Below are 19,534 nucleotides of genomic sequence, written 5' to 3'. Positions count from 1 at the left end.
CAGTCCTATGCGGCTGAAATAGGATATCTTGGTAGCTTCGGGATTGTTGTGGCGCTTTTGGCCGGCAGGCGAAAGAGTCAGGACATCCCTCTTTTTTTCTGGATGAAACTGTGAAGACCTACCTTAATCTTTGGGATCAGCGGTTTCCGCCGCGCAGTACGGTACTGACCATTGGTAATTTTGACGGTGTTCATCTGGGGCACCGCTCCCTTTTTGCCCTGGCTGGTGAAGTGGCTGCCCGTGATGGCGTTGTTCCGGTCGCGCTGACTTTCAATCCCCACCCTTTAAAGCTGATTTTTCCCGAGCGGCGGCTTTTTTTGATTACCCCGCTGGAGAAAAAAATCAGGCTGATGGCCGAATGTGGTCTTGAAGCAGTAGTCTGTGCCCCCTTTACCCGGGAATTTGCCGATTTGTCGGCGGCCGAGTTTGGCCGCCGGGTCATCGTCGAACAGTTGGGGGCCAGGACCGTTATTGTTGGCGATAATTATACCTTTGGTCGTGATCGTGAAGGAGATGTCAAACTCCTGCACAAACTGGGTGACGAACTGGGATTTTCCACGCTTATTGCCCCGCCGCTGTTGGTCGACGGCCAAGTGGTGAGCAGTACCCGGGTTCGTGAACATATCATGGCCGGTGAGGTTCTGCCAGCTGCCCGTCTGCTCGGTCGTTACTATTCGGTGATGGGCGAGGTGCGGCCGGGGAAAAGCCGGGGTGCTGAGTTGGGTTTCCCGACGGCCAACATCCGTTCTGAAGCAGAGCTTTATCCCCGGGAAGGTGTATATGCGGTTCTGGTTGACTACCATGATCGCCAATGGCAGGGTGTCGTCAGTATCGGCTATAATCCTACGTTTGGTGATACCGGGTTGACCGTCGAAGTTCATATCCTTGATTTTGCGCGTTATCTCTATGGAGAAACAATCAAAATCACTTTTCTTGACCGGCTCAGAGCGGTCATTGCGTTTCACGACATCCCTGCTTTGCAGGCCCAGATTGCCCGTGATATCAGTGATGCCAGGAAGATTTTTGGCCTTGCAAAAGACCGGTGTTTATGGTAACTAGGCCACGTTCATAAAACTCACGCTTCCGGATAGTTTATATCGTCTACACCATTGTGCCAGCAAGGGTTGGTGGGGGTGGACGGGAAGCGGCGGAAAAACAAGAAACGGGAGAAAAACATGGCAACAGTAACAACAATCAGACAGTTGCTGGAGGCTGGGGTTCATTTCGGTCACCAGACAAAACGATGGAATCCGAAGATGAAGAAATACATCTTTGGAGACCGCAACGGCATCTATATTATCGACCTGCAGAAATCGCTTCCCCTATTTCGCAGGGCGTACAAGGAAGTGGTTGAAACAGTGGCTAATGGTGGCGATGTCCTTTTTGTCGGGACGAAGCGCCAGGCGCAGGAAAGCATTGAGGAGGAAGCTCGGCGTTGCGGCATGTACTGGGTCAGCCAGCGTTGGTTGGGTGGTATGATGACCAATTTTCAGACCATCAAGCAGAGCATCGCCCGGCTCAAGAAGCTGGAAACCATGAAGGGCGATGGTACCTATGAACTGCTGCCCAAGAAGGAAGTGGTTTCCCTGGAACGGCAGCGGGAAAAGCTGGAGAAGAACCTTGGCGGGGTCAAGAATATGACCCGGCAGCCGGCTTGCGTCTTTATCATCGATTGCAAACGGGAATCGATTGCGGTGGCCGAGGCCAACAAGCTGGGCATCCCGGTGGTTGCCGTCATTGATACCAACTGTGATCCTGATCCCATCGATTTTCCCATCCCGGGCAACGATGATGCCATCCGGGCCATCAAGCTGTTTTGCGGCAAAATTGCTGACGCCTGTCTGGAGGGGAAAATGCTGCGGGCCGAAAGAGCCCAGGTTGCGGCTGAAGGGGTCGATGAAGCTGATTTTCTTGTCGAGGAATCAGGTGAGGGTCCCATTGTCGAGCGGGTAGGGGAAGAGAAGGCAGCCGAGGCTGTTGAAGAGTCTGCAGCCCCGTCCGCAGAATAATTATTGAACATCTATCTGGGTTTTTGACGGCTGGATTGAACCTGTCCGCGGGACCGCAGATGACCATAGTGGAGGATGAGCGCATGGCAGAGATTACTGCTGCAATGGTAAAAGAGCTCCGGGAAAAAACCGGGGCCGGGATTATGGATTGTAAAAGAGCTCTCAAGGAAAAAGAGGGCAATCTGGAAGAAGCTCTTGATTTTCTGCGTGAAAAGGGCCTGGCGGCAGCTTCTAAAAAGAGCGGCCGTATCACCTCCGAAGGTCTGGTTGGATCCTATATCCATGCCGGCGGGAAAATCGGCGTCCTGGTGGAAGTCAATTGTGAAACTGACTTTGTTGCCCGTACCGATGAGTTCCAGGCTTTTGTCAAAGATATCTGCATGCAGATTGCGGCAGCCAATCCGGCAGGCGTCCTGCGGGAAGATATTCCGGCGGAGATCGTGGAACGGGAAAAGCAGATTTTCAAGACTCAAGCATTGGACAGTGGCAAACCGGAAAACATTGTTGATAAGATTGTTACCGGTAAACTGGAAAAATTTTACCAGGAAAACTGCCTGATGGAGCAGCCTTTCGTCAAAGATACTGATCTGACCGTCGAGGCCCTGGTGAAAGATATGATTGCCAAGACCGGGGAAAATATCAGTATCAGGCGATTTACCCGTTTTGTTATGGGTGAAGGCCTGGAAAAGAGAAGTTCCGACTTGGCACAGGAAGTTGCCGATCAACTTAAGTAGCTGGTTGTTTTCCCGGTAAAGGTGTAGCTGCCGGGTGGGAACTGCCAAGAAACGGACGCAGATGGTGGCGCAGGTACTCCCTTACCGTCGGGTTTTGCTGAAATTAAGCGGTGAAGCCCTGATGGGGGATAAAGAGTATGGTATCGACAGCAAGACGATCCGCTCTTTTGCCGAAGAGATCCGGGACCTCCGTGAATTGGGGGTGGAGGTGGCCATCGTTATTGGCGGTGGCAATATTTTTCGTGGTGTTCATGCTGCCGAGGCGGGTATGGACCGGGCGACTGCGGACTATATGGGGATGCTGGCCACGGTAATCAATGGTCTGGCTCTGCAGGATGCGTTGGAACAGCTGGGTGTTTTTACCCGGGTGATGAGCGCCATTGCCATGCAGGAGGTTGCCGAACCCTACATCAAGCGCCGGGCTGTACGTCATCTGGAAAAAGGGCGGACGATTATCTTTGTGGCCGGTACCGGCAATCCCTACTTTACCACCGATACCGCCGCCTCCCTGCGGGCCATGGAGATTCAGGCCGATATTATCATCAAGGCCACCAAGGTTGACGGCGTCTATGACCGTGATCCTTTGAAGCACCCCGGGGCGTTGAAATATGATCAACTTACCTATCTTGATGTCTTGCAAAAAGGGCTGAAAGTGATGGATGCCACCGCAATCTCTCTTTGCATGGACAACAAACTGCCGATTCTGGTTTTCAACCTGACAAAACGGGGAAATATCAAAAAAGCGGTGAGCGGTGAACCAATCGGCACCTATGTCGGAAAGAGGTAACTATGGCACAGGAAGATATTGCTGCGGTTCTTGAAGACGGCCAGGAAAGTATGCAGAAGGTTGTTGAGGCTCTGAAGCGTGATTTGGGGCGGGTGCGTACCGGCCGGGCATCCCTTGCCCTGCTTGATGGGATTAAGATCGATTATTATGGCACCTTGACACCGCTGAACCAGATGGCATCGCTTTCTGTTCCCGAAAGCAGGATGATTGTCATTCAGCCATGGGACAGTAACATGATTGGTGATATTGAAAAGGCGATCAATAAGTCCGATCTTGGGGTCAATCCTACGAATGACGGCAAGCAGATTCGCCTGGTGATGCCCCGACCAACCGAAGAGCGGCGGAAAGAGTTGGTCAAGGTGGTGAAAAAGATGGGGGAAACCTCCAAGGTCGGTATCCGGGCCTGCCGGCGTGACTGCATTGATATGCTTAAATCGCTGGAAAAAGATAAGGATATCACCGAAGATGAAAACAGTAAAGGTCAGGATGAAGTGCAGAAGTTGACCGACAGCTTTGTCAAAAGAATTGATGAGATCATTGTTGCTAAAGAGCAGGAAGTGATGGAAATTTAATGGTTGTTAGGTTGGCGGCCGTGGTTGGCTGCCGGCCATAATGTAATGTGTTTACTGAGAGGTGACGCAAGACAGTGTCCCGAAGTGAACCATAACTGAAGGAGGTTTGACCATGTATGTGATTACCGATGAATGTGTTTCCTGTGGTACCTGTGCAGAAGAATGTCCTGAAGATGCCATCTTCGAAGCTGATGACAAGTATGAAATTGATCAGGACAAATGTGTTGAATGTGGTTCCTGCGTAGAAGTGTGCCCGACTGACGCGATTATCGAAAAGTAAGTGCCGGCCTCATGAGTATGAAAAAAGGGGATTACCCGTTGGGTAATCCCCTTTTTTTTATCAACCTCACGCTGCTGTCATTGCTTTCCTGAAGTCTGCCGGCGGCTGGAAGGTTTCTGCTGCCGCTCAATAAGCGCCCGTACCTGGGGCGGCAGGTAGATTGATTCGAGATCGAATTTTGAGATAATCTCACAAAGCGCACCGATCTTGAAGTCAAGGTTCTCCTTTTTATTGATAATGAACAGGTATTCGTTTTCGTGGCGACACAGGCCGCGTTTTCTTTTGATTGCCTGGGCGACAAGGTTTTCATAAACGACCCTGATGTTGAACTGGGCCAGTAAATTTTCCAGGTGGGTAAGGATGCTATTTTTGTCCATCGTTGTTGTCAGCTTGCTTGACATGCCGTCAAAGCATGATAGATTATTACGAGGGAGAATCACTGTGAGGTTTCATACGTGATCTGGCGATTATAATCAAGTGCAAAGGGCCGGCCAGATATCGGCCCTGGAGGGGGGAGGGAATGCAGCAACGGAGCGTGAGAAGACCGGCAGTGGCTGGCGCTTTCTATTCCGATGATCAACGGGTCCTGCGGGCTGACATCTCCCGCTATCTCAGAGATGCACCTGGAGAGCAGGTTCCCGGGCAGGTGGTCGGCCTTATCAGTCCCCACGCCGGCTACATCTATTCCGGCGGCGTTGCCGCTGCGGCTTACCGGCAGCTGGCTGGGGCGGTGTATGATCATGTGGTGGTGATTGCCCCCAGTCATCATGTGTATTTCCAGGGGATTTCACTCTATGGTGACGGTGACTACCTGACGCCGCTGGGGGTGGTGCCGGTGGCTGATGACGTGGTGGCGCAGCTGCAGGCGGAGAACCGCAGCTGTCATTTTATGCCCCAGGCTCACCGGCAGGAACATGCTTTGGAGGTGCAACTGCCCTTCCTGCAGGTTATGCTGCCTGCATTTACTCTGATTCCGGCGATCATGGGGTCCCAGGATTGGGAAACCGCGATGATGATTGCCGAAACCTTTGCCAAAGTGCTGGCCGGCCGCCGGGTGCTCCTGGTGGCCAGTTCAGATCTATCCCACTACCACACCTATGATGAAGCAACGGTCCTGGATGGCCATATTATTGCGGCCGTCAATGACAATGATCCCCGGGCGTTGTGGCAGACGGTGAAAAGCGGTTCTGCCGAAGCCTGCGGTGCCGGCCCGATGATTGCGGTCATGATGCTTGCCGCCCGCCTGGGAGCAACTGCAGCCCGGGTGCTTCAGTATCAAAATTCCGGCGATGTCTCCGGTGATCGCGGTCATGTGGTGGGCTACATGGCGGCTGCCTTGTTCCGTCAAGAGGAGTGATATGCCGTCCATGGTTTATATCCAGACAGGGGAATGCTCATGAAAAAAAAGGTTGGGGTGGACTTGGGGTTGACGGCGGCGGAGAAGCAGTTTCTCCGCCAGGTGGTGTTAACGGAGATTGCCGGCCATCTGAATGCACCTGTCCCGGCGCACCATCATGATCCGGCAGCTGGTGAACATCTGCGGGAATTGCGCGGGGCTTTTGTAACCCTCTATAAAGATGGCAGCTTGCGCGGCTGCATCGGCCATATCCGAGCAACCCGGCCGCTGGAGGAAACGGTTCGGGAGATGGCCATTGCCGCAGCCTTCCATGATCCTCGCTTCCCAGCGGTCACTGCCGAGGAACTGACCTCCCTGAAACTGGAGATATCCGTCCTGACACCTCTGCAGCTGGTGAATGATTTTGAGGAGATTGAGGTGGGGGTGCATGGCTTGTATCTTGAATGCCAGGGCCATGCCGGACTTTTGCTGCCCCAGGTGGCCACCGAGTACGGCTGGAGCCGGGAGGAGTTCCTTGCGCACACCTGCATGAAAGCCGGGCTGTCGGCTTCCTGCTGGCGGCAGTCAGAAACCAGGATATACTTGTTTTCCGCCGATATTTTCTAGTGCCCGGTTCATGAATTCATTGCGTAATTTCCGGGCAACAAATGACCCTGGCCCAGAACCGCCTTAAAGGTAGTTGCTCAATGTGACTGCTTCTTCTTCAGCAGCTGGTCAAGATCGGCAAAGGGCGAATAGGTGGTGGCTGGTTTTTCTGCGTCGGTCGGTGGCGGGCTGCCGTAGAATGATGCATTGACCTGTTTTGTGTGTTCGTGGTCGTGGCAGTAGACGCACAAAAGCTCCCAGTTGCTGCCGTCAGCGGGATTGTTGTCATGGTTGTGGTCTTTGTGGTGGACGGTGAGTTGCTGCAGTTTTTTGCCGGCGAATTCACGGCCGCAGCGGGCGCAGACCCATGGAAACAGTTTAAGAGCCCGCTCACGGTAGCTTTGCGCCCGCAGTTCCTGGTGGCGCCGAAGCTCAGCCATGGTCTCGGTATAGTCTTTTTCCTTTGACAAGGTCATGCCCTCCTCTTTATTGATGAACTCGTAATAACCGGCAAAATGTTTTAGAAACCGGATGGCACAGTAACGGCACCAGATTCGAGGCAAGCAAAGGCTGAGGAATGGGTTGTACTATACAGTACGCCACAATGACGAAGGTTGCAGCTTAACGAACAAGATGGAGTTGTTACGAAGCCATCATTTATTTGTTTTTGGCAATCACCCAGACCGCATGAACGATGCCGGGGATATAGCCCAGCAGCGTCAGCAGCAGGTTGAGCCAGAAGTGCTTGCCGATCCCCACCTGAAGGAAAACTCCCAACGGCGGCAGCATAATTGCGCAGATAATTTTGATGATTTCCATGGATAAGCCCCGTTTGTTCAGCTAAGCGTAGCCGATGCCCCTCACTCCTTGAGCTTGACCAGCAGTTTGTCCTCTTTTATGATGATTGTTTCGATGCCAGCGGCCAGTGTCTTCCAGAACCCTTCATCATTGCCGAACTCTTTTATCAGGTTCACATTCTTCAGATTGCCCAGCCAGGCGTTGGGAACCGGTACGCCCCAGATGCTGATCCCCTTCAGGGCGATGGTCAACTGCCCGTTTTTTGTTGCCAGTTCCAGACCGGCAGTTGCCTTGATGGTCTTGCCCCCCAAGAGGGGAAAGTCCTCTTCGACGGGCAGCAGCAGTTTGGCGCTGACCAGGTCATCGGCAAGGTCGATGGCAAGTTTCCTGGCCAAGTCAGTATTCCTGGCCAGCAGGGCGTTGAGTTCCTTTTCACTCAAAACAATCTCCCGCCTGGCATCTTTCTCGCTGTAGGGTTCTGGCTGTAACGTTTGGCCGACTGGCGGAGCCTTCTGCTGGTGGTCAGCCTCCGGGTGATTGCCGGGGTCAAGCCTGGCCAGTTTGTTTTCCAGGATTTGCTGTTCACCGGCGCTCAAGGTCACTGGCCTGAATTCCCGTGAAAAGATGCCGGTGACCGCAATCACGGCGACGATCGTTGCGATGCTGGTGGCGAGCACCACGATGGCCAGTATTTTCAGCCAGCCTACATTGGGTGTCGTGGCTGGCTGTTGTTGGTTCGAGCTGCTGTCTCTCACGTTCGCATCCTCCCCAAAAGTGGCCGAGATGTTGTGTTGACGGTGTGTTTTGTGCCCAGCACCTTCTGGATTGCTTTGCCCAGCTGCTCAACGGTGTATGGTTTCTTGACAAAACCGCCGGCACCCATGCAAAGCGTCTGATTAATGTCGTCGCTGTGGGAAAAGCCGCTGGCGATCAACGCCTTTTGCTCGGGATGGATGCTGATGATCTGTTCATAGGTTTCCCGTCCATTGATTCCCGGGGCCATGAGCATATCGAGAAGAAGCAGATCTGCTGTTTTGGAGCGCAGATAGTGAACAGCCTGTTCCCCTGAAGCCACCGTTGCAACCCGGTAGCCAAGGAGTAGGAGAATTTGGCTGGCAATCTCCCGCTGCTGAGGTTCATCATCGACAACCAGGACGGTTTCACCGCTGCCTTTCAGGGATTCCATCTCAACATGGGGTTTGCCGGCCGCCGGCTCCTCGGTGGTTGCCGGGAAATAGAGTTCGAAGACAGTCCTTTTTCTGCTGCTGTCCACCGTGATGATGCCGCCATGATCCTGAACCGTATTCCAGACCACGGTAAGTCCCAGACCGGTGCCGCTCCTACCCATGACTTTTTTTGTATAAAATGGCTCAAAAATGTGTTCAATATCTTTTTTTTCAATGCCCGAACCGGTATCACTGACGCTGAGAACGGCATACTGTCCTTGGTTGATCTTGTGTCCCTTGAAAAGCGGCCCGGCCAGATACTGGTTGCGGGTTGTAATGACAATGGTTCCCTCGTCTTCAATGGCTTCCGCGGCGTTAAGGATCAGGTTCATCAGGCATTTCCTGATATGCACCGGTGAACAGAAAATATTGGCCAGTTCTGGGAGCAGATTGGTGATGCAGGAAACTTCTCGATGCAGCTCCTTGACTTCCATCCCCTCTGGCGAGGTGAAATATTCCTCGATGATCCTGTTCAGATTTGCCGTTTCCCTGATGCTGGCAGCGCCACGGGCAACAGTCAGGAGATCAGCCACCACGGCCGCCGCCCGGCTGCCAGCCTGCTGGATGGTCTGGATCGGTTTTCTCAGGTCACTGTCCTTGGGGAGCTTCATTAGCAGCAGTTCCGGATAGCTGACGATGCCGGAAAGAATATTGTTCAGATCATGGGCGACGCCGCCGGCCATCAACCCGATGGCCTCCATCTTTTCCAGCCGCTCAAGCTTTTCCGCTACCTTGAGCTGCTCCTCCTCCAGCTGCTTTTGCTGGCTGAGATCTTCGACCATCGAGAGCATCTTCTGTTCGCCGCCGACCGACACCAGGACGCTGGTGAAACGACCGTCAAAAGGGGTGCCGTCCTTTCGCTTCAGTTTGAACTCCATCCCCTGGACAAAGCCGTTCTCGCGTATCTGTTGGAGAGTTTTTTGCCGATCAGCAGGGTTGAAATAGAGGGAACTGACATTTTCCCGGAGGGCTTCCCGCCTGGTATAGCCGGTAATCTCCAGCACCTTATTGTTGACCGCAAAAATGCTGCCATCGAGGCCGATCAGGCCGATGCCGACCGGAACGTTGTTGAACAGGGTTCGATAGAGGGCGTCGCTGGCAAGCAGGTCGTCTTCGGCAGCCACCAGTGATGCCGTTTTTTCCTTGAGGACCTGGCGCATGCGATAGGTGAAGAAGATCAGCAGGCCGATGGCGGTGGCAAACAGCAGGGTGATGGCAATAACCGCCAGCCGATAGAGTATTGCGTAGTCCAGTTCGGGCTCAGGATTGTAGAGGAAACCGGCAGGAACCTCGGCAACTGGACTGCTGCCCGGATTGTCGTTCTGGATGGTTACGTCGAATCCGGCCTTCTGATAATAGCCCTGTTCAACGGCGGCATAGTAGCTGGCAAACTGGAACTGGTGACGCCATGGCAGTTGCAGAATGATATGCCGCTGCATTCCGGCCTGGTCAGCAGCTTGTTCTGCTTTTGCCCAATCCGCCGGCGGCAAGGCCAGCAACATGGCTGCCAGAACGATGCCAAAAAGGTGATGTGGGCGGAAAAATCGATAGGTTGTCCATCCTGTTGGGGGAAGATGGAACATGGTCATGATCCTTCCGTGGTTATTGCGTCGGCAATTCCCCGGCCGTTCAAAAGTTGAAAAAACAGGAGAGGGAGATGGCACCAAAGCTATGGCTGTCGGTCTGCTTTTTGAACTCTTTGGTACGCAGTACCTGGGTAAAGGTAAGCATGAACCTGCCATAGCTGCAGGCGACTCCGGCAGCAAGATCAGCGACCAGGGGTTCCTTGTCAACGCTGTGACTGTCAGTAAACGTATTGCCGTCTAAGAAAATATCCCTGAAAACCAGCCGGCTGTCAAGGGCCCCGAGGAGATAAAAGCTTGGTCTGCAGGTTACCCCCATTCGGGTGCTGCCAGCCGGCCTGATGAGCGAAACACCGAAGTTTTCGGGAATATTCCAGCCCAGCCGCACCTCCAGGCCGCCATTGAGGTAGGTTGCCACATTACCCAGGGTGCCGCCCGTATGGCCGATGGTCGCCCAGCCCAGCCCATCCTTATGGGGGTGAAAGAGCCACTTCCTTTCGAACGCAAGGACAATGCCTGGTTCATTGTGCAGCTGATGATCCCAGCCGTTGGGAGTCTGGAGGTCACGGAGTTCATGGACAAGCTTCTGGGAGTTTTCGGCGTATGATTCCGGACCCACCAGACCCAGCTGGATTTCCACCGTGTCCATGGTGGCGATGCCTTGCTGCAGGACGCTTTTCCGGTGGTAGGCGGTGCCCAGGTAGGTCCAGCCGGCATAGGGACGGTCATCGTCGATCAGGTCGCTGCGGGCGATATCCGCAGGGGTGTAGATGTTCTGGCCGAAGGAAAACTCCACCTTGTGCGCTGTTTCGGGCGGCGCATTGCGGATGAAGGGCAGGGTGTGAATCAGATCAAGCACTTTTTTGGGAATCCTGCCTTTGTCCTGGACGGTCGGTGACAGGTCGGGGGAGATGATGGCATATTTCACGCCGTTGGTGTAGTTGCTGTCGGTGCCGGTGAACAGGTCGTTTTCAAAATAGCAGCTGTGGATCCAGGGATTCAGCTCCGCCGCTCGGGAGTCGGCGGGAATCAGCAAGGCGAAAAAAAGCAGGGAGAGAACTAATCGTTGTGTCATTCTTGTTGCGTGGTTCATCGTCTTGTTGTTTGGCGGGCAGGTGGCTTCCCAGTTCGTTGAACTGCCATAAGAATGTATCATGATTTACGGGAGTACTGATAGAAAAAATAAGCAAAGATTTGACAGCGGCCGGTTTTTATTGCACTAAGGGGAGAAAAAAGCTGTTGGTAAAGTGCCAAGAGATGGGTGTGTAGGCAGCAGCAGCGAAAAAGGAGAACATGATGCGGAGAATGCTCCTCGGCAGGACCGGATTGGAAGTCAGTGAAGTATGTTTTGGCGCTCTGCCCATGGGGCCGCTGCAGAAGAATCTGCCGGTTGATGTTTGCCGGAATATCATTGTCCGGGCCCTGCGCGGCGGGATTGATTTCATCGATACCGCCCAGATGTACAAAACCTATGAACCGATCCGACTGGCTTTGAAGCAGGTTCCCCGCCGGCCGGTGCTGGCCAGTAAATCCACGGCTGCCAGGCTATGGGGAAATGGAACAGGCTGTTCTAGAGGCTCTGCAGGCTCTGGAAGTGGACTATATCGATATCTTCCACCTCCACGCCGCCCGGGCTGATGAAACGGTCTTTGAGCAGCGTCGGGGGGCCTGGCAGTGTCTGCTGGATTGTAAAGCCAAAGGAATCATCAAGGCGGTGGGGATCAGCACCCATTCGGTGGCCGCCGCTAGCAGAGCGGCCGAGGTGGATGAGGTGGACGTGGTGTTTCCGATTATCAACCAGGCGGGGATCGGCATCCTCCATGGATCGGTGACTGAAATGAAAGGAGCCATCGGCCAGTGTCTCAAACAGGAAAAGGGCGTTTATCTGATGAAAGTTCTTGGGGGTGGCAGTCTAGTGAGTGACTTTCATCAGGCAGTCGGCTTTGCCAGGGAAATTGGTCGGTTGTCTCTTGCGCTGGGGATGGTCAGCGAAGCGGAAGTGGAGTATAACCTGGCCTATTTCAAGACTCAACCAGTTGACCTTGCTTCACTGCCGCCGCTCTTGACTGAGGTCAAGGAGTTCCAAATCATCGACTGGCTCTGCAAGGATTGCGGTACCTGTATGGAAAATTGTCCCAACGGAGCGATCACCAAGGACCCTGGAGAGGAAAAACCCAGGATCAATGCTGATCTCTGCCTGCGCTGTGGCTACTGCGTTGGTTTCTGCCCCGAGTTTGCCATCCGTATGGTGTAAGTAGCTTGCTGGCCACCGATCCACGCTGACCTTTCGGACTCAGGTCGCCTGTTCGGGGGTTGCGGGGCATGTATGGGAGTTTCAGGTTGTCCTGGCTTATATCCTTGTAATGAATAAGACCATGATTCAAAGTGAACCTTAGTCATACCGGATTCTTGGGTCAACAAGGGCGTAAAACAGTTCGGTGGCCACGTTGGCGATGATGTAGCAAAAGGAGATCACCAGGATGCATCCTTGGACCATAGGGTAATCCCGGCTGAAAACTGCCTGAATCAGCAGGCTGCCGATCCCCGGCCAGGAAAAAACCTTTTCGGTGACGATGGCCCCCGAAAGCAGGGAACCGAACTGCAGGCCGACAATGGTGACCACCGGCAGGAGGGCGTTTTTCAAGGCATGTTTGAGAATTACCCGGGCGGCTGGCAGACCTCGGGCCCGGGCGGCCGTCAGATACTCTTTGGCCATCTCCTCCAGCAGGCTGGAGCGGGTCATCCGCGAAAGGATGGCTGCCAGGGCCGTGCCCAGGGTGATGGCCGGCAGAATGAGACTGGCAAGGCCATCCATGCCTGAAACCGGCAGCCAGTTGAGCTTCAGGGAAAAGAGAATGATCAGCAGCGGTCCGAGCCAGAAGTTGGGCATTGAGATCCCCAACAGCGAAAAAAACATTCCCAGGTTGTCAATGCCGCTGTACTGGCGGCTGGCGGCCAGTACTCCCAGGGGTAGGGCGATAAGCAGGGCCACGCCCATTGCCGCGCCGGCCAGCAGGATGGTTGCCGGCAGCCGTGCAGCGATGATGGCAGCCACCGGCTGGCGATAGAAAAAAGATACCCCCAGGTTGCCGGTGGCAATCCCCTTGAGAAAACTCCAGTATTGCTGCCAAAGCGGCAGGTCAAGGCCCAGCTGCTGGCGCAGGGCGGCCTTTTCCACCGCCCGGGCATGTTCCCCCAGCATGACCGTCACCGGGTCGCCGGGAATCAGGTGGACCAGAAAAAAGACCATGGTAACCACCCCGATGATGGTAGGAATCATGGTCAGCAGCCGTTTGATCAGGTATCGAGCCATGTGACCTGCCTGAGGGAAGTGTACACGCCCCCCGGATAGATTTCAAACCCCGCCAGATTCCGCTTCATGATCACCACGTCATCCCGGTGCCAGAGATTGGTGTAGACAACTTGCTGTGCAAGAATCTCCTGCAGGCGGACAAAAATCCGGCGGCGTTCTTCCGGGTCAAGGGACAGCCGGCTCTGCTCCAGCAGTCGGTCTGCCTCTTTGTTGACGAACCTGCCACGGTTGGCGCCCTTGGGCGGGGTGCTGGAGGAATGAAAGATGTAGTAAAAAATATCCGGGTCTTCAATGCCGATCCATTTCAGCGAGTAGAGCTGAAAATTTCCTTTCCTGATATCCGCAAAAAAGGTGCCCCACTCGAAGCGCAGGATGGTTACCGCAATACCGATTGCAGCCAGCTGTTTTTTGATGATCTGGGCGATCTCGTAACTTTCCTGGTTAGTGGATGTTTTATACGTCAGGCTGAAACGGATACCTTGTTTTCCAAGGGGTGGAAAGCCGGCGTTGTCAAGCAGCGCCGCAGCTGCTTCCGGGTCGTAGCGATCTGACGGCAGCGACGATGCTTTTGCCCAGTGTTCCGGCGGCAGCAGGCCGGTGGCCGGGCGGGCATGGTTTTTTAGAATATGGCGGATGATCTGCTGGCGGTCAATGGCCAGGGAAATAGCTTGACGAACCGTGAGATTGCCGGTCAGTGGGTCCTCAAGATTATAGCCCAGGTATTTATAACTGGAGCCGTGCTGACTGATAATCTGCAGCTGGGGATCGCGCTGGAGAAATTTCAATGCGTAGGGAGGGATGGCATTTTGCACCAGATCAAGCGTTCCCTTTTTGAGCGCCAGAATTCTGGTGGTATCATCAGCAATAATCTGGAAATGGATGGTGTCGATCGTTGGCGCCACTTGACTGTTTTGATTGCGAGTCAGGGTAATGCGCCGACCACGGGAAAATTCACTCAGTTGGAAAGGACCGCTGCCGGGAATGATACGATCATTGTTGTTGTCGATGGTGCAGTAAGGTGCTGGAATGATATAGGCGGTAAGGGCATAGAGAAAACTGGCAAAAGGCCGACTGAGATGAAAGATGATCGTCCGCTGGTCGGGGATGTCAATGTTTTCGATCAGGGAAAGGCTGCCGAATGCCGGGCACCCATGATCAGGGTTTCTGAGAAAATCGATGGTTGCCTTGACATCTGCTGCCCGGCAGGGACTGCCATCGCTGAACCGGATAGTCGGCTTGAGCCGGAAGAGATAGGTGCAGCTGTCAATAATCTGCCATGTTTCGGCCAGGTCGCCAATAATGATTCCGTGGTGATCGGTGGTTACCAGGCTGTTGTAGATCAGCGGCAGAATCCTGGAGCCATAGGCGTCACTGGTATAGCAGGGATCCAGCGTTGTCGGTGACCCTTCAAGACCGACCGTTATGCTGTTGCCGGGGGCAGTGGTGAGCTGGTCGCGTGTACAGGCCCCCAATGAGAAGATAACCGCCAGCAGGATGACGGGTAGCGTGCGGCAAAAGTGACGAGGGAAAATCCGGACCATGATGAGCCACGCAGCCAGGGGGAAAGTTGAAACCAAAAGTACCCAACTGTACCAGCTTCTGCACGGTGGCGCAAGGGGGTATGGATAGGGGTAAAGAGGGGGTCCGGATGTTTGTAAACATCCTTGAGGCTGATGGCAGCGAGCAACTCCCTTTGATTGAGCGGTTCTCGGGCCGGCTGGTTTTCGGAGGCGACTGCTTCCCCATTCCTGCCGGTTTTCTTACCTCTGTTTGCGGACTACACGCAGATGCTGCCGGTTCAGAGGTGTTTGTTTATTCTGGTCGGCCGATGTCTTCGCTTATTTTAGCCACCACCAGGGTCAGGTCGTCAAACTGGGGTTCGCCATGGGCAAACCGGGCCACTTCCTTGACGACCACATCACGGATTGTTTCAGCGTTCTGATCAGCATTTTTCATGATCAACTGTTCCAGCCGTCGGGTGCCGAAGAGCTCACTGTTCCGATTATGGGCTTCAGTGATTCCATCGGTGTAGATAAGCAGGATGTCACCGGGTTTGATGTCAACTGCCAGGTGTCGATAGCTTTCGTTTTCCAGGACGCCGAACGGCAGGCCGCCATCATTCCAAGTCTTTACTTCGTTTTCCCGGGGCCGGAAAATATGTAGCGGTGTATGACCGGCACTGAGCAGGTGGACTTTCATTGCCACCAGATCAAGAATATACACTAAAGCGGTGACAAATTTGCCCTCCAGGTTTTCCCGGGCCAGGAAATTGTTTACCGAGCGCATTCCCTGGGGTAGGTTTGTCCGGTTGCTGCAGGGTTCCTGGATATTTGATCTGATCATGCTTTTGGTCATGGCCATCAGCAGGGCTGCCGGAATGCCTTTGCCGGCAACATCGCCGATAACCACGCATAGCTTATGCTCCGGTGTTTCGATGTAGTCGAAAAAATCTCCCCCCACATTGACTGCCGGGATGCTGATGCCGCTGATGTCAAGTCCCTTGATAGCCGGATTCTTCTGGGGCAACAGACTCCGCTGGATTTCGCCGGCAATCCTTAGCTGCTCCATCAGTTTTTCCTGTTCCAGTGCCTGCTGATGATAGACGGCATTTTCAATGGCAATGGAAGCCAGCTGGGCAACGGTTTTCAGGGTTTCTATCTCCCGGCTGTCGAAATGGGTACTTCCTTCTTGGTTGATGATGTTGATGACGCCGTATGTTTTGTTTTGGGTAAACAGAGGGAAAGAGATAATGGAATTAACCGAATAGAGACTGTTGCCGACGGAAACGTTGGGGTCATGGGGGAGGTCCTCTATGTGACAAACCTCCCTGTTGGCGGCAACTTGGTCGACAAGCAGTTTTTCCTCGCTCAGGGTGATTGATTTGATAAATTCATCTTTGAGGCCCCACTCGATCGTAGTCTCCAGTTCATGCTCATCGTTGTAAAGCATGATAGAACCTACTTCCGCCGTGAGGATCTTCAATGACAACTCCATCAGTTTGACCATGATTCGTTCCAGCTCAAGGTTGCCCAGCAGTTCTCCCATTTCGTTGATGGCGTCAAGTTTGGCGGCGTTTTCCTCCTTGATATCACGCATCTCTTCATACAGCTTGGCTTTGATCAGGGAGAGGCAGAGATGGTCGAAATAGAGCTGTAACGGTGCTGCAATGGTGGTAAAATCGTCAAGTGGTTCATGGGCGATGAAAGCCAGGGCGATTTCATCGCCATGGTAGAGGATGTTGATCCAGTAGAGGTCATATTCATTGCCGAACCAGGTGAGCTGGGAGGGAATAGGTGACGGCTCATCGCCGGCAAAGAACTCAAAAAAGACATCATTCTGGTCAAAAAAGATCTCATCCCAGTAGCTGCTGTCGATCACCGTGGAAAAATCCAGGTTGTATTGCTGACTGTCGTTGTTGAAAAGGAAGATTGAATAGCGGTGGATGCCGAAAAGCTCTCCAAGGTGCCGATTCAAGGTGAAGTAGAGTTCGGCTGAATCCAGGGAGGCATGGATCTCCATGATTGCTTGCTGGGAAAGGGAGTTCATTATAGGTATTCCTTAGTGATGATTATTTGAACAGCTGGCCGCCGGTGCTGTAAGCATGACTGTTTGCGGCGCTTCATGTGCTGCCGGTGGTCAGGGGACGGTCGATGTCTGGAGCCAGACGCGCTGACTTACTGAAAAAATTAGAGTTTACTGATCATCTCCTCCACTTGGCCGGCCAGATCAGTAATCTGCTCCTGGTGTTGTTCCTCCCAGTCCGGTGGCAGGTTGAGGGCTTTATATCCTCGGTGCCGTTCTTCCTCCGTCAGCCGTTCAAGCGGCTGCGCCAGGGCAAATCCCTGGCGGTTGCACAGATTGTCAGCCAGGGAGACAACAATGGCCTCCCTCGGGTTGACGGTGGCATTGTCAGGACTATGATGGCTGGAGACCGTTTCAACCAGGTTTTTTGGCAGCTTCCAGTTGGTGAGCAGAATGCCGCCGATCTCACCGTGGTCAAAGCCGAGAATATCTTTTTCTGCACCAGAAATAGGTTTGCCGGCAGCGAGAATTGGGGTGAAACGGTCGGCGAACTGTTCCACAAAGGGGCCAAGAATTAACTTGCCGATGTCATGCAGCAGCCCGGAAATATAGCAGTTTTCAATTTCTGCCGGAGTAAGCCGGGCCTCTTTGGCCAGGTGGCGGGCGATGGCTGCAACAATGTTGGAGTGCAGCCAGAGCCCCTCTTTCGGGTAGCCGTAGATGGTGAGACTTTTCTTGAAAATATTTGAGGTTGAAGCTCCAAGAACCAGGCTCCTGATGGTGTTATGGCCTAAATAAACCACGGCGTCAGAGATGGAATTGATTTTCCGTGACAGGCTGAAAAAAGAGGAGTTGACCATCCTTAGCATCCTGGCGGTCATCGCCTGGTCTTTGGCAATCAGATCCTGGAAGTCCGCAGCGCATGATTTTTCATCCTGGATCAGCTGCATGACTTTATAGACAATGGCCGGCAGTGAGGGAATTGACTCAATTTTCTGTAAAATCTGGCTTTTCAGTCGTTCGTTGTTGATGGTCGAGAGGGATATTTTGTGGGATTGATGGCGGCCGGTGGCCGGCGGGCGGCGGACCTGGGTCGGCTGTGTGCTGCTGCCGGTCAAGTCCCGGATGTTAAGCGCCAGTTTGATCTGTTGAATAAGTGCTTTTTTATCAAAAGGTTTGATGAGAAACCCTTTGGCCCCCAATTGGCGGGCTTTGATGATATCTTCCCGTTTTGATCGGCTGGTGGTGACGATAACCGGAATGTCCTTGAGGTTCTCCTGCTCTTTCACATGCTGCAGGATGAGAAAATCGTCATAGCCGGGCAGCAGCGCTTCGGTGATTATCAGCCGCGGGAGTCCCTGCTGCAGTGTGGTGACCAGTTCGGCGATTGATTTGATCGGTTTGGGAGTAAGCCCTAGGGAGCTGACAATCTGGGCTATGTAGTCTGCCGATTCAGCATGGTGGTCGATGATGAAAACGGTCATCCGGCGTTCCTCTACGGTCAGGCGGTTAGCAATGTGTTTGGACCTGGTGGTGCCCAGGTCATAGGGGTACCTTGATAATCGGCACAGGGAAGGGAAAACTTAAGGGTTCTGAGAGAAAAAACCTTTATTTGGGAAGGGGTGGGTGCATGCATGCGGTACGATGTGTCTGACGGGCGAGGAAGTGTAAAAAAATATCACAATGCGGGCAGTTTTTTTGTGGTTGGTCGGGACCGTAGGCGTCGTCCAGGGCCATTACCGGTTCAAATGGTCTACTTGATGGTTTTGGCGGTGATGAAATGGTTGGCGCCCTGATAGTAGGACTGGCAATCGAGTACCAGCCGGTTGTCGGGATTGATGGCCATGTTCTCGTTGTAGGGCCAGGACGATCAATGAGTCATCCTTGAGCAGGCTGAGCTTGAGATAGTTGGCAAGCAGGGCCCGCGGCTGGAAGTCCTGGCCGAAAAAACAGCTCTGGCAGGAGAGGTTGAGCAGGCCGAGAAGTGTGGGGGCGATATCAATCTGGCTTGACAGCTTGTTGTTTTCCCCCGGGATCACCAGGCGGAGGAATAGATGAACAGGGGATGTGGTATTTGGTCACCGTCAGATCGGCTTTGCCGGCGCTTTTGGCGCAGTGGTCGGCGACGACGATAAAAATAGTATGGGCGAACCACGGCCGCTCCCTGGCCAGGAAGATGCACTGCTTCAGGGCGTAATCCGTGTATTTTACCGCTCCCTCGCGGTCCGTGCCGGAAGGAACGTCAACCCTGTCGTCGGGATAGGTGTAGGGCCGATGATTGCTGGTGGTCCCTATCGGCTTCCTTGATGGCCTTGCGGTAAAGGTCCTCGCCGGCGACTCCCCAGGCGTTTTTGAAGGTGATTTCCTCCTTGCCGAAATCTGTCTGATCAAGACAGCGGTAGCCATGGTCGGTGGGTGAAAAAGGCGTTCATATTGTCAAAGAAACCACGACCGCCATAGAGAAATGCCACATCGTAGCGGTTGTTGGCCAAAACCTCACCCAAAGATATCAAGCGGGTTTTCTCCGGCCGTTTAACCAGTGAACGGCCTGGTGTCGGTGGCACTGAAAGGGTAATGGCCTCCAGCCCCCGGGTGGTTCTGGTACCGGTAGCGTAGAAGTTGGTAAAGAGCTGGCCTTGCGTCAGCCATTGGTCGAGAAATGGGGTGATTTCTGCTTTTTCCGGCGCGCTTCTTAAACAATGACTCAAATCAGAGAGCAATTACACTACGGATTGGCTCCGACTGGTTAAATGAAAAAGATGGCAATT

At 53.6% G+C, this 19,534-nt stretch carries 20 protein-coding genes and 1 pseudogene; 10 read left to right on the top strand and 11 right to left on the bottom strand.

Annotated elements, in window-relative coordinates:
• Positions 1-110 precede the first annotated feature (110 nt).
• The 6 genes from JXO50_06880 to JXO50_06855 all read left to right on the top strand — a co-directional run bounded on the left by JXO50_06880 (position 111) and on the right by JXO50_06855 (position 4,382).
• A complete protein-coding gene (locus JXO50_06880; protein MBN2332812.1) occupies positions 111-1,055 on the top strand; it encodes a bifunctional riboflavin kinase/FAD synthetase in 945 nt (314 codons plus the stop codon).
• Between the two features lie 120 nt (positions 1,056-1,175).
• Positions 1,176-2,009: a 30S ribosomal protein S2 gene (gene rpsB, locus JXO50_06875; GenBank protein ID MBN2332811.1), complete on the top strand. Its 834-nt coding sequence runs from the start codon at positions 1,176-1,178 to the stop codon at positions 2,007-2,009.
• Between the two features lie 83 nt (positions 2,010-2,092).
• On the top strand, positions 2,093-2,743 hold the full coding sequence (tsf, locus tag JXO50_06870; protein ID MBN2332810.1) for a translation elongation factor Ts: 651 nt from the start codon (positions 2,093-2,095) through the stop codon (positions 2,741-2,743).
• A 61-nt stretch (positions 2,744-2,804) separates the two neighbouring features.
• A complete protein-coding gene (locus JXO50_06865; protein MBN2332809.1) occupies positions 2,805-3,530 on the top strand; it encodes a UMP kinase in 726 nt (241 codons plus the stop codon).
• A gap of 2 nt (positions 3,531-3,532) precedes the next feature.
• The gene (gene frr, locus JXO50_06860; protein ID MBN2332808.1) at positions 3,533-4,102 is read left to right on the top strand and encodes a ribosome recycling factor; all 570 of its coding nucleotides are present in this window, start codon (positions 3,533-3,535) and stop codon (positions 4,100-4,102) included.
• A 112-nt stretch (positions 4,103-4,214) separates the two neighbouring features.
• A complete protein-coding gene (locus JXO50_06855) occupies positions 4,215-4,382 on the top strand; it encodes a 4Fe-4S binding protein (protein ID MBN2332807.1) in 168 nt (55 codons plus the stop codon).
• Positions 4,383-4,459: 77 nt separating this feature from the next.
• On the opposite strand, the gene JXO50_06850 is transcribed toward JXO50_06855, so the two are convergent.
• Positions 4,460-4,759, bottom strand: coding sequence for a hypothetical protein (locus JXO50_06850; protein ID MBN2332806.1), 300 nt, complete (start codon positions 4,757-4,759; stop codon positions 4,460-4,462).
• Between the two features lie 143 nt (positions 4,760-4,902).
• Here JXO50_06850 and amrB point away from each other — a divergent pair, with 143 nt between their 5' ends.
• Positions 4,903-5,739, top strand: coding sequence for an AmmeMemoRadiSam system protein B (gene amrB, locus JXO50_06845; protein ID MBN2332805.1), 837 nt, complete (start codon positions 4,903-4,905; stop codon positions 5,737-5,739).
• Positions 5,740-5,772: 33 nt separating this feature from the next.
• Positions 5,773-6,345: an AmmeMemoRadiSam system protein A gene (amrA, locus tag JXO50_06840; GenBank protein MBN2332804.1), complete on the top strand. Its 573-nt coding sequence runs from the start codon at positions 5,773-5,775 to the stop codon at positions 6,343-6,345.
• A 77-nt stretch (positions 6,346-6,422) separates the two neighbouring features.
• On the opposite strand, the gene JXO50_06835 is transcribed toward amrA, so the two are convergent.
• The 5 genes from JXO50_06835 to JXO50_06815 all read right to left on the bottom strand — a co-directional run bounded on the left by JXO50_06835 (position 6,423) and on the right by JXO50_06815 (position 11,006).
• Positions 6,423-6,800, bottom strand: a complete 378-nt coding sequence (locus JXO50_06835) for an HNH nuclease family protein (protein MBN2332803.1) — start codon at positions 6,798-6,800, stop codon at positions 6,423-6,425.
• A gap of 181 nt (positions 6,801-6,981) precedes the next feature.
• Positions 6,982-7,143: a YqaE/Pmp3 family membrane protein gene (locus JXO50_06830; GenBank protein MBN2332802.1), complete on the bottom strand. Its 162-nt coding sequence runs from the start codon at positions 7,141-7,143 to the stop codon at positions 6,982-6,984.
• 41 nt (positions 7,144-7,184) lie between these two features.
• Entirely contained in the window at positions 7,185-7,820 is a 636-nt protein-coding gene (locus JXO50_06825; protein MBN2332801.1) for an arginine N-succinyltransferase, read from the bottom strand.
• A gap of 53 nt (positions 7,821-7,873) precedes the next feature.
• Positions 7,874-9,931, bottom strand: a complete 2,058-nt coding sequence (locus JXO50_06820; GenBank protein ID MBN2332800.1) for a response regulator — start codon at positions 9,929-9,931, stop codon at positions 7,874-7,876.
• Positions 9,932-9,977: 46 nt separating this feature from the next.
• Positions 9,978-11,006, bottom strand: coding sequence for a lipid A deacylase LpxR family protein (locus tag JXO50_06815; protein ID MBN2332799.1), 1,029 nt, complete (start codon positions 11,004-11,006; stop codon positions 9,978-9,980).
• Between the two features lie 218 nt (positions 11,007-11,224).
• Between JXO50_06815 and JXO50_06810 the strand changes: the two genes are divergently transcribed.
• Together JXO50_06810 and JXO50_06805 are read left to right on the top strand one after the other, a co-directional pair.
• Positions 11,225-11,569: a hypothetical protein gene (locus tag JXO50_06810; protein ID MBN2332798.1), complete on the top strand. Its 345-nt coding sequence runs from the start codon at positions 11,225-11,227 to the stop codon at positions 11,567-11,569.
• Entirely contained in the window at positions 11,487-12,185 is a 699-nt protein-coding gene (locus JXO50_06805; GenBank protein MBN2332797.1) for an aldo/keto reductase, read from the top strand. Before JXO50_06810 ends, JXO50_06805 begins: the two co-directional genes overlap by 83 nt.
• A 138-nt stretch (positions 12,186-12,323) precedes the next feature.
• Here the strand turns inward: JXO50_06805 and JXO50_06800 are convergent, their stop codons facing one another.
• The 5 genes and pseudogenes from JXO50_06800 to JXO50_06780 all read right to left on the bottom strand — a co-directional run bounded on the left by JXO50_06800 (position 12,324) and on the right by JXO50_06780 (position 19,486).
• Entirely contained in the window at positions 12,324-13,244 is a 921-nt protein-coding gene (locus tag JXO50_06800) for an ABC transporter permease (GenBank protein MBN2332796.1), read from the bottom strand.
• Positions 13,229-14,785 (bottom strand): ABC transporter substrate-binding protein, encoded by a 1,557-nt coding sequence (locus JXO50_06795; GenBank protein ID MBN2332795.1) that lies wholly within the window; start codon positions 14,783-14,785, stop codon positions 13,229-13,231. Before JXO50_06795 ends, JXO50_06800 begins: the two co-directional genes overlap by 16 nt.
• Before the next feature lie 271 nt (positions 14,786-15,056).
• The gene (locus JXO50_06790; GenBank protein ID MBN2332794.1) at positions 15,057-16,790 is read right to left on the bottom strand and encodes a SpoIIE family protein phosphatase; all 1,734 of its coding nucleotides are present in this window, start codon (positions 16,788-16,790) and stop codon (positions 15,057-15,059) included.
• Between the two features lie 140 nt (positions 16,791-16,930).
• Positions 16,931-18,250 (bottom strand): HDOD domain-containing protein, encoded by a 1,320-nt coding sequence (locus tag JXO50_06785; protein ID MBN2332793.1) that lies wholly within the window; start codon positions 18,248-18,250, stop codon positions 16,931-16,933.
• Positions 18,251-18,502: 252 nt separating this feature from the next.
• A pseudogene (locus JXO50_06780) lies at positions 18,503-19,486 on the bottom strand (LTA synthase family protein).
• Between the last annotated feature and the right edge of the window lie 48 nt (positions 19,487-19,534).

The sequence above is a fragment of the Candidatus Anaeroferrophillus wilburensis genome (genome assembly GCA_016934315.1).
GTDB classification, from domain to species: Bacteria; Desulfobacterota; Anaeroferrophillalia; order Anaeroferrophillales; family Anaeroferrophillaceae; genus Anaeroferrophillus; species Anaeroferrophillus wilburensis.
The sequence above is the reverse complement of the archived record's forward strand: the minus strand, read 5'-3'. Positions and strand labels throughout refer to the sequence as shown.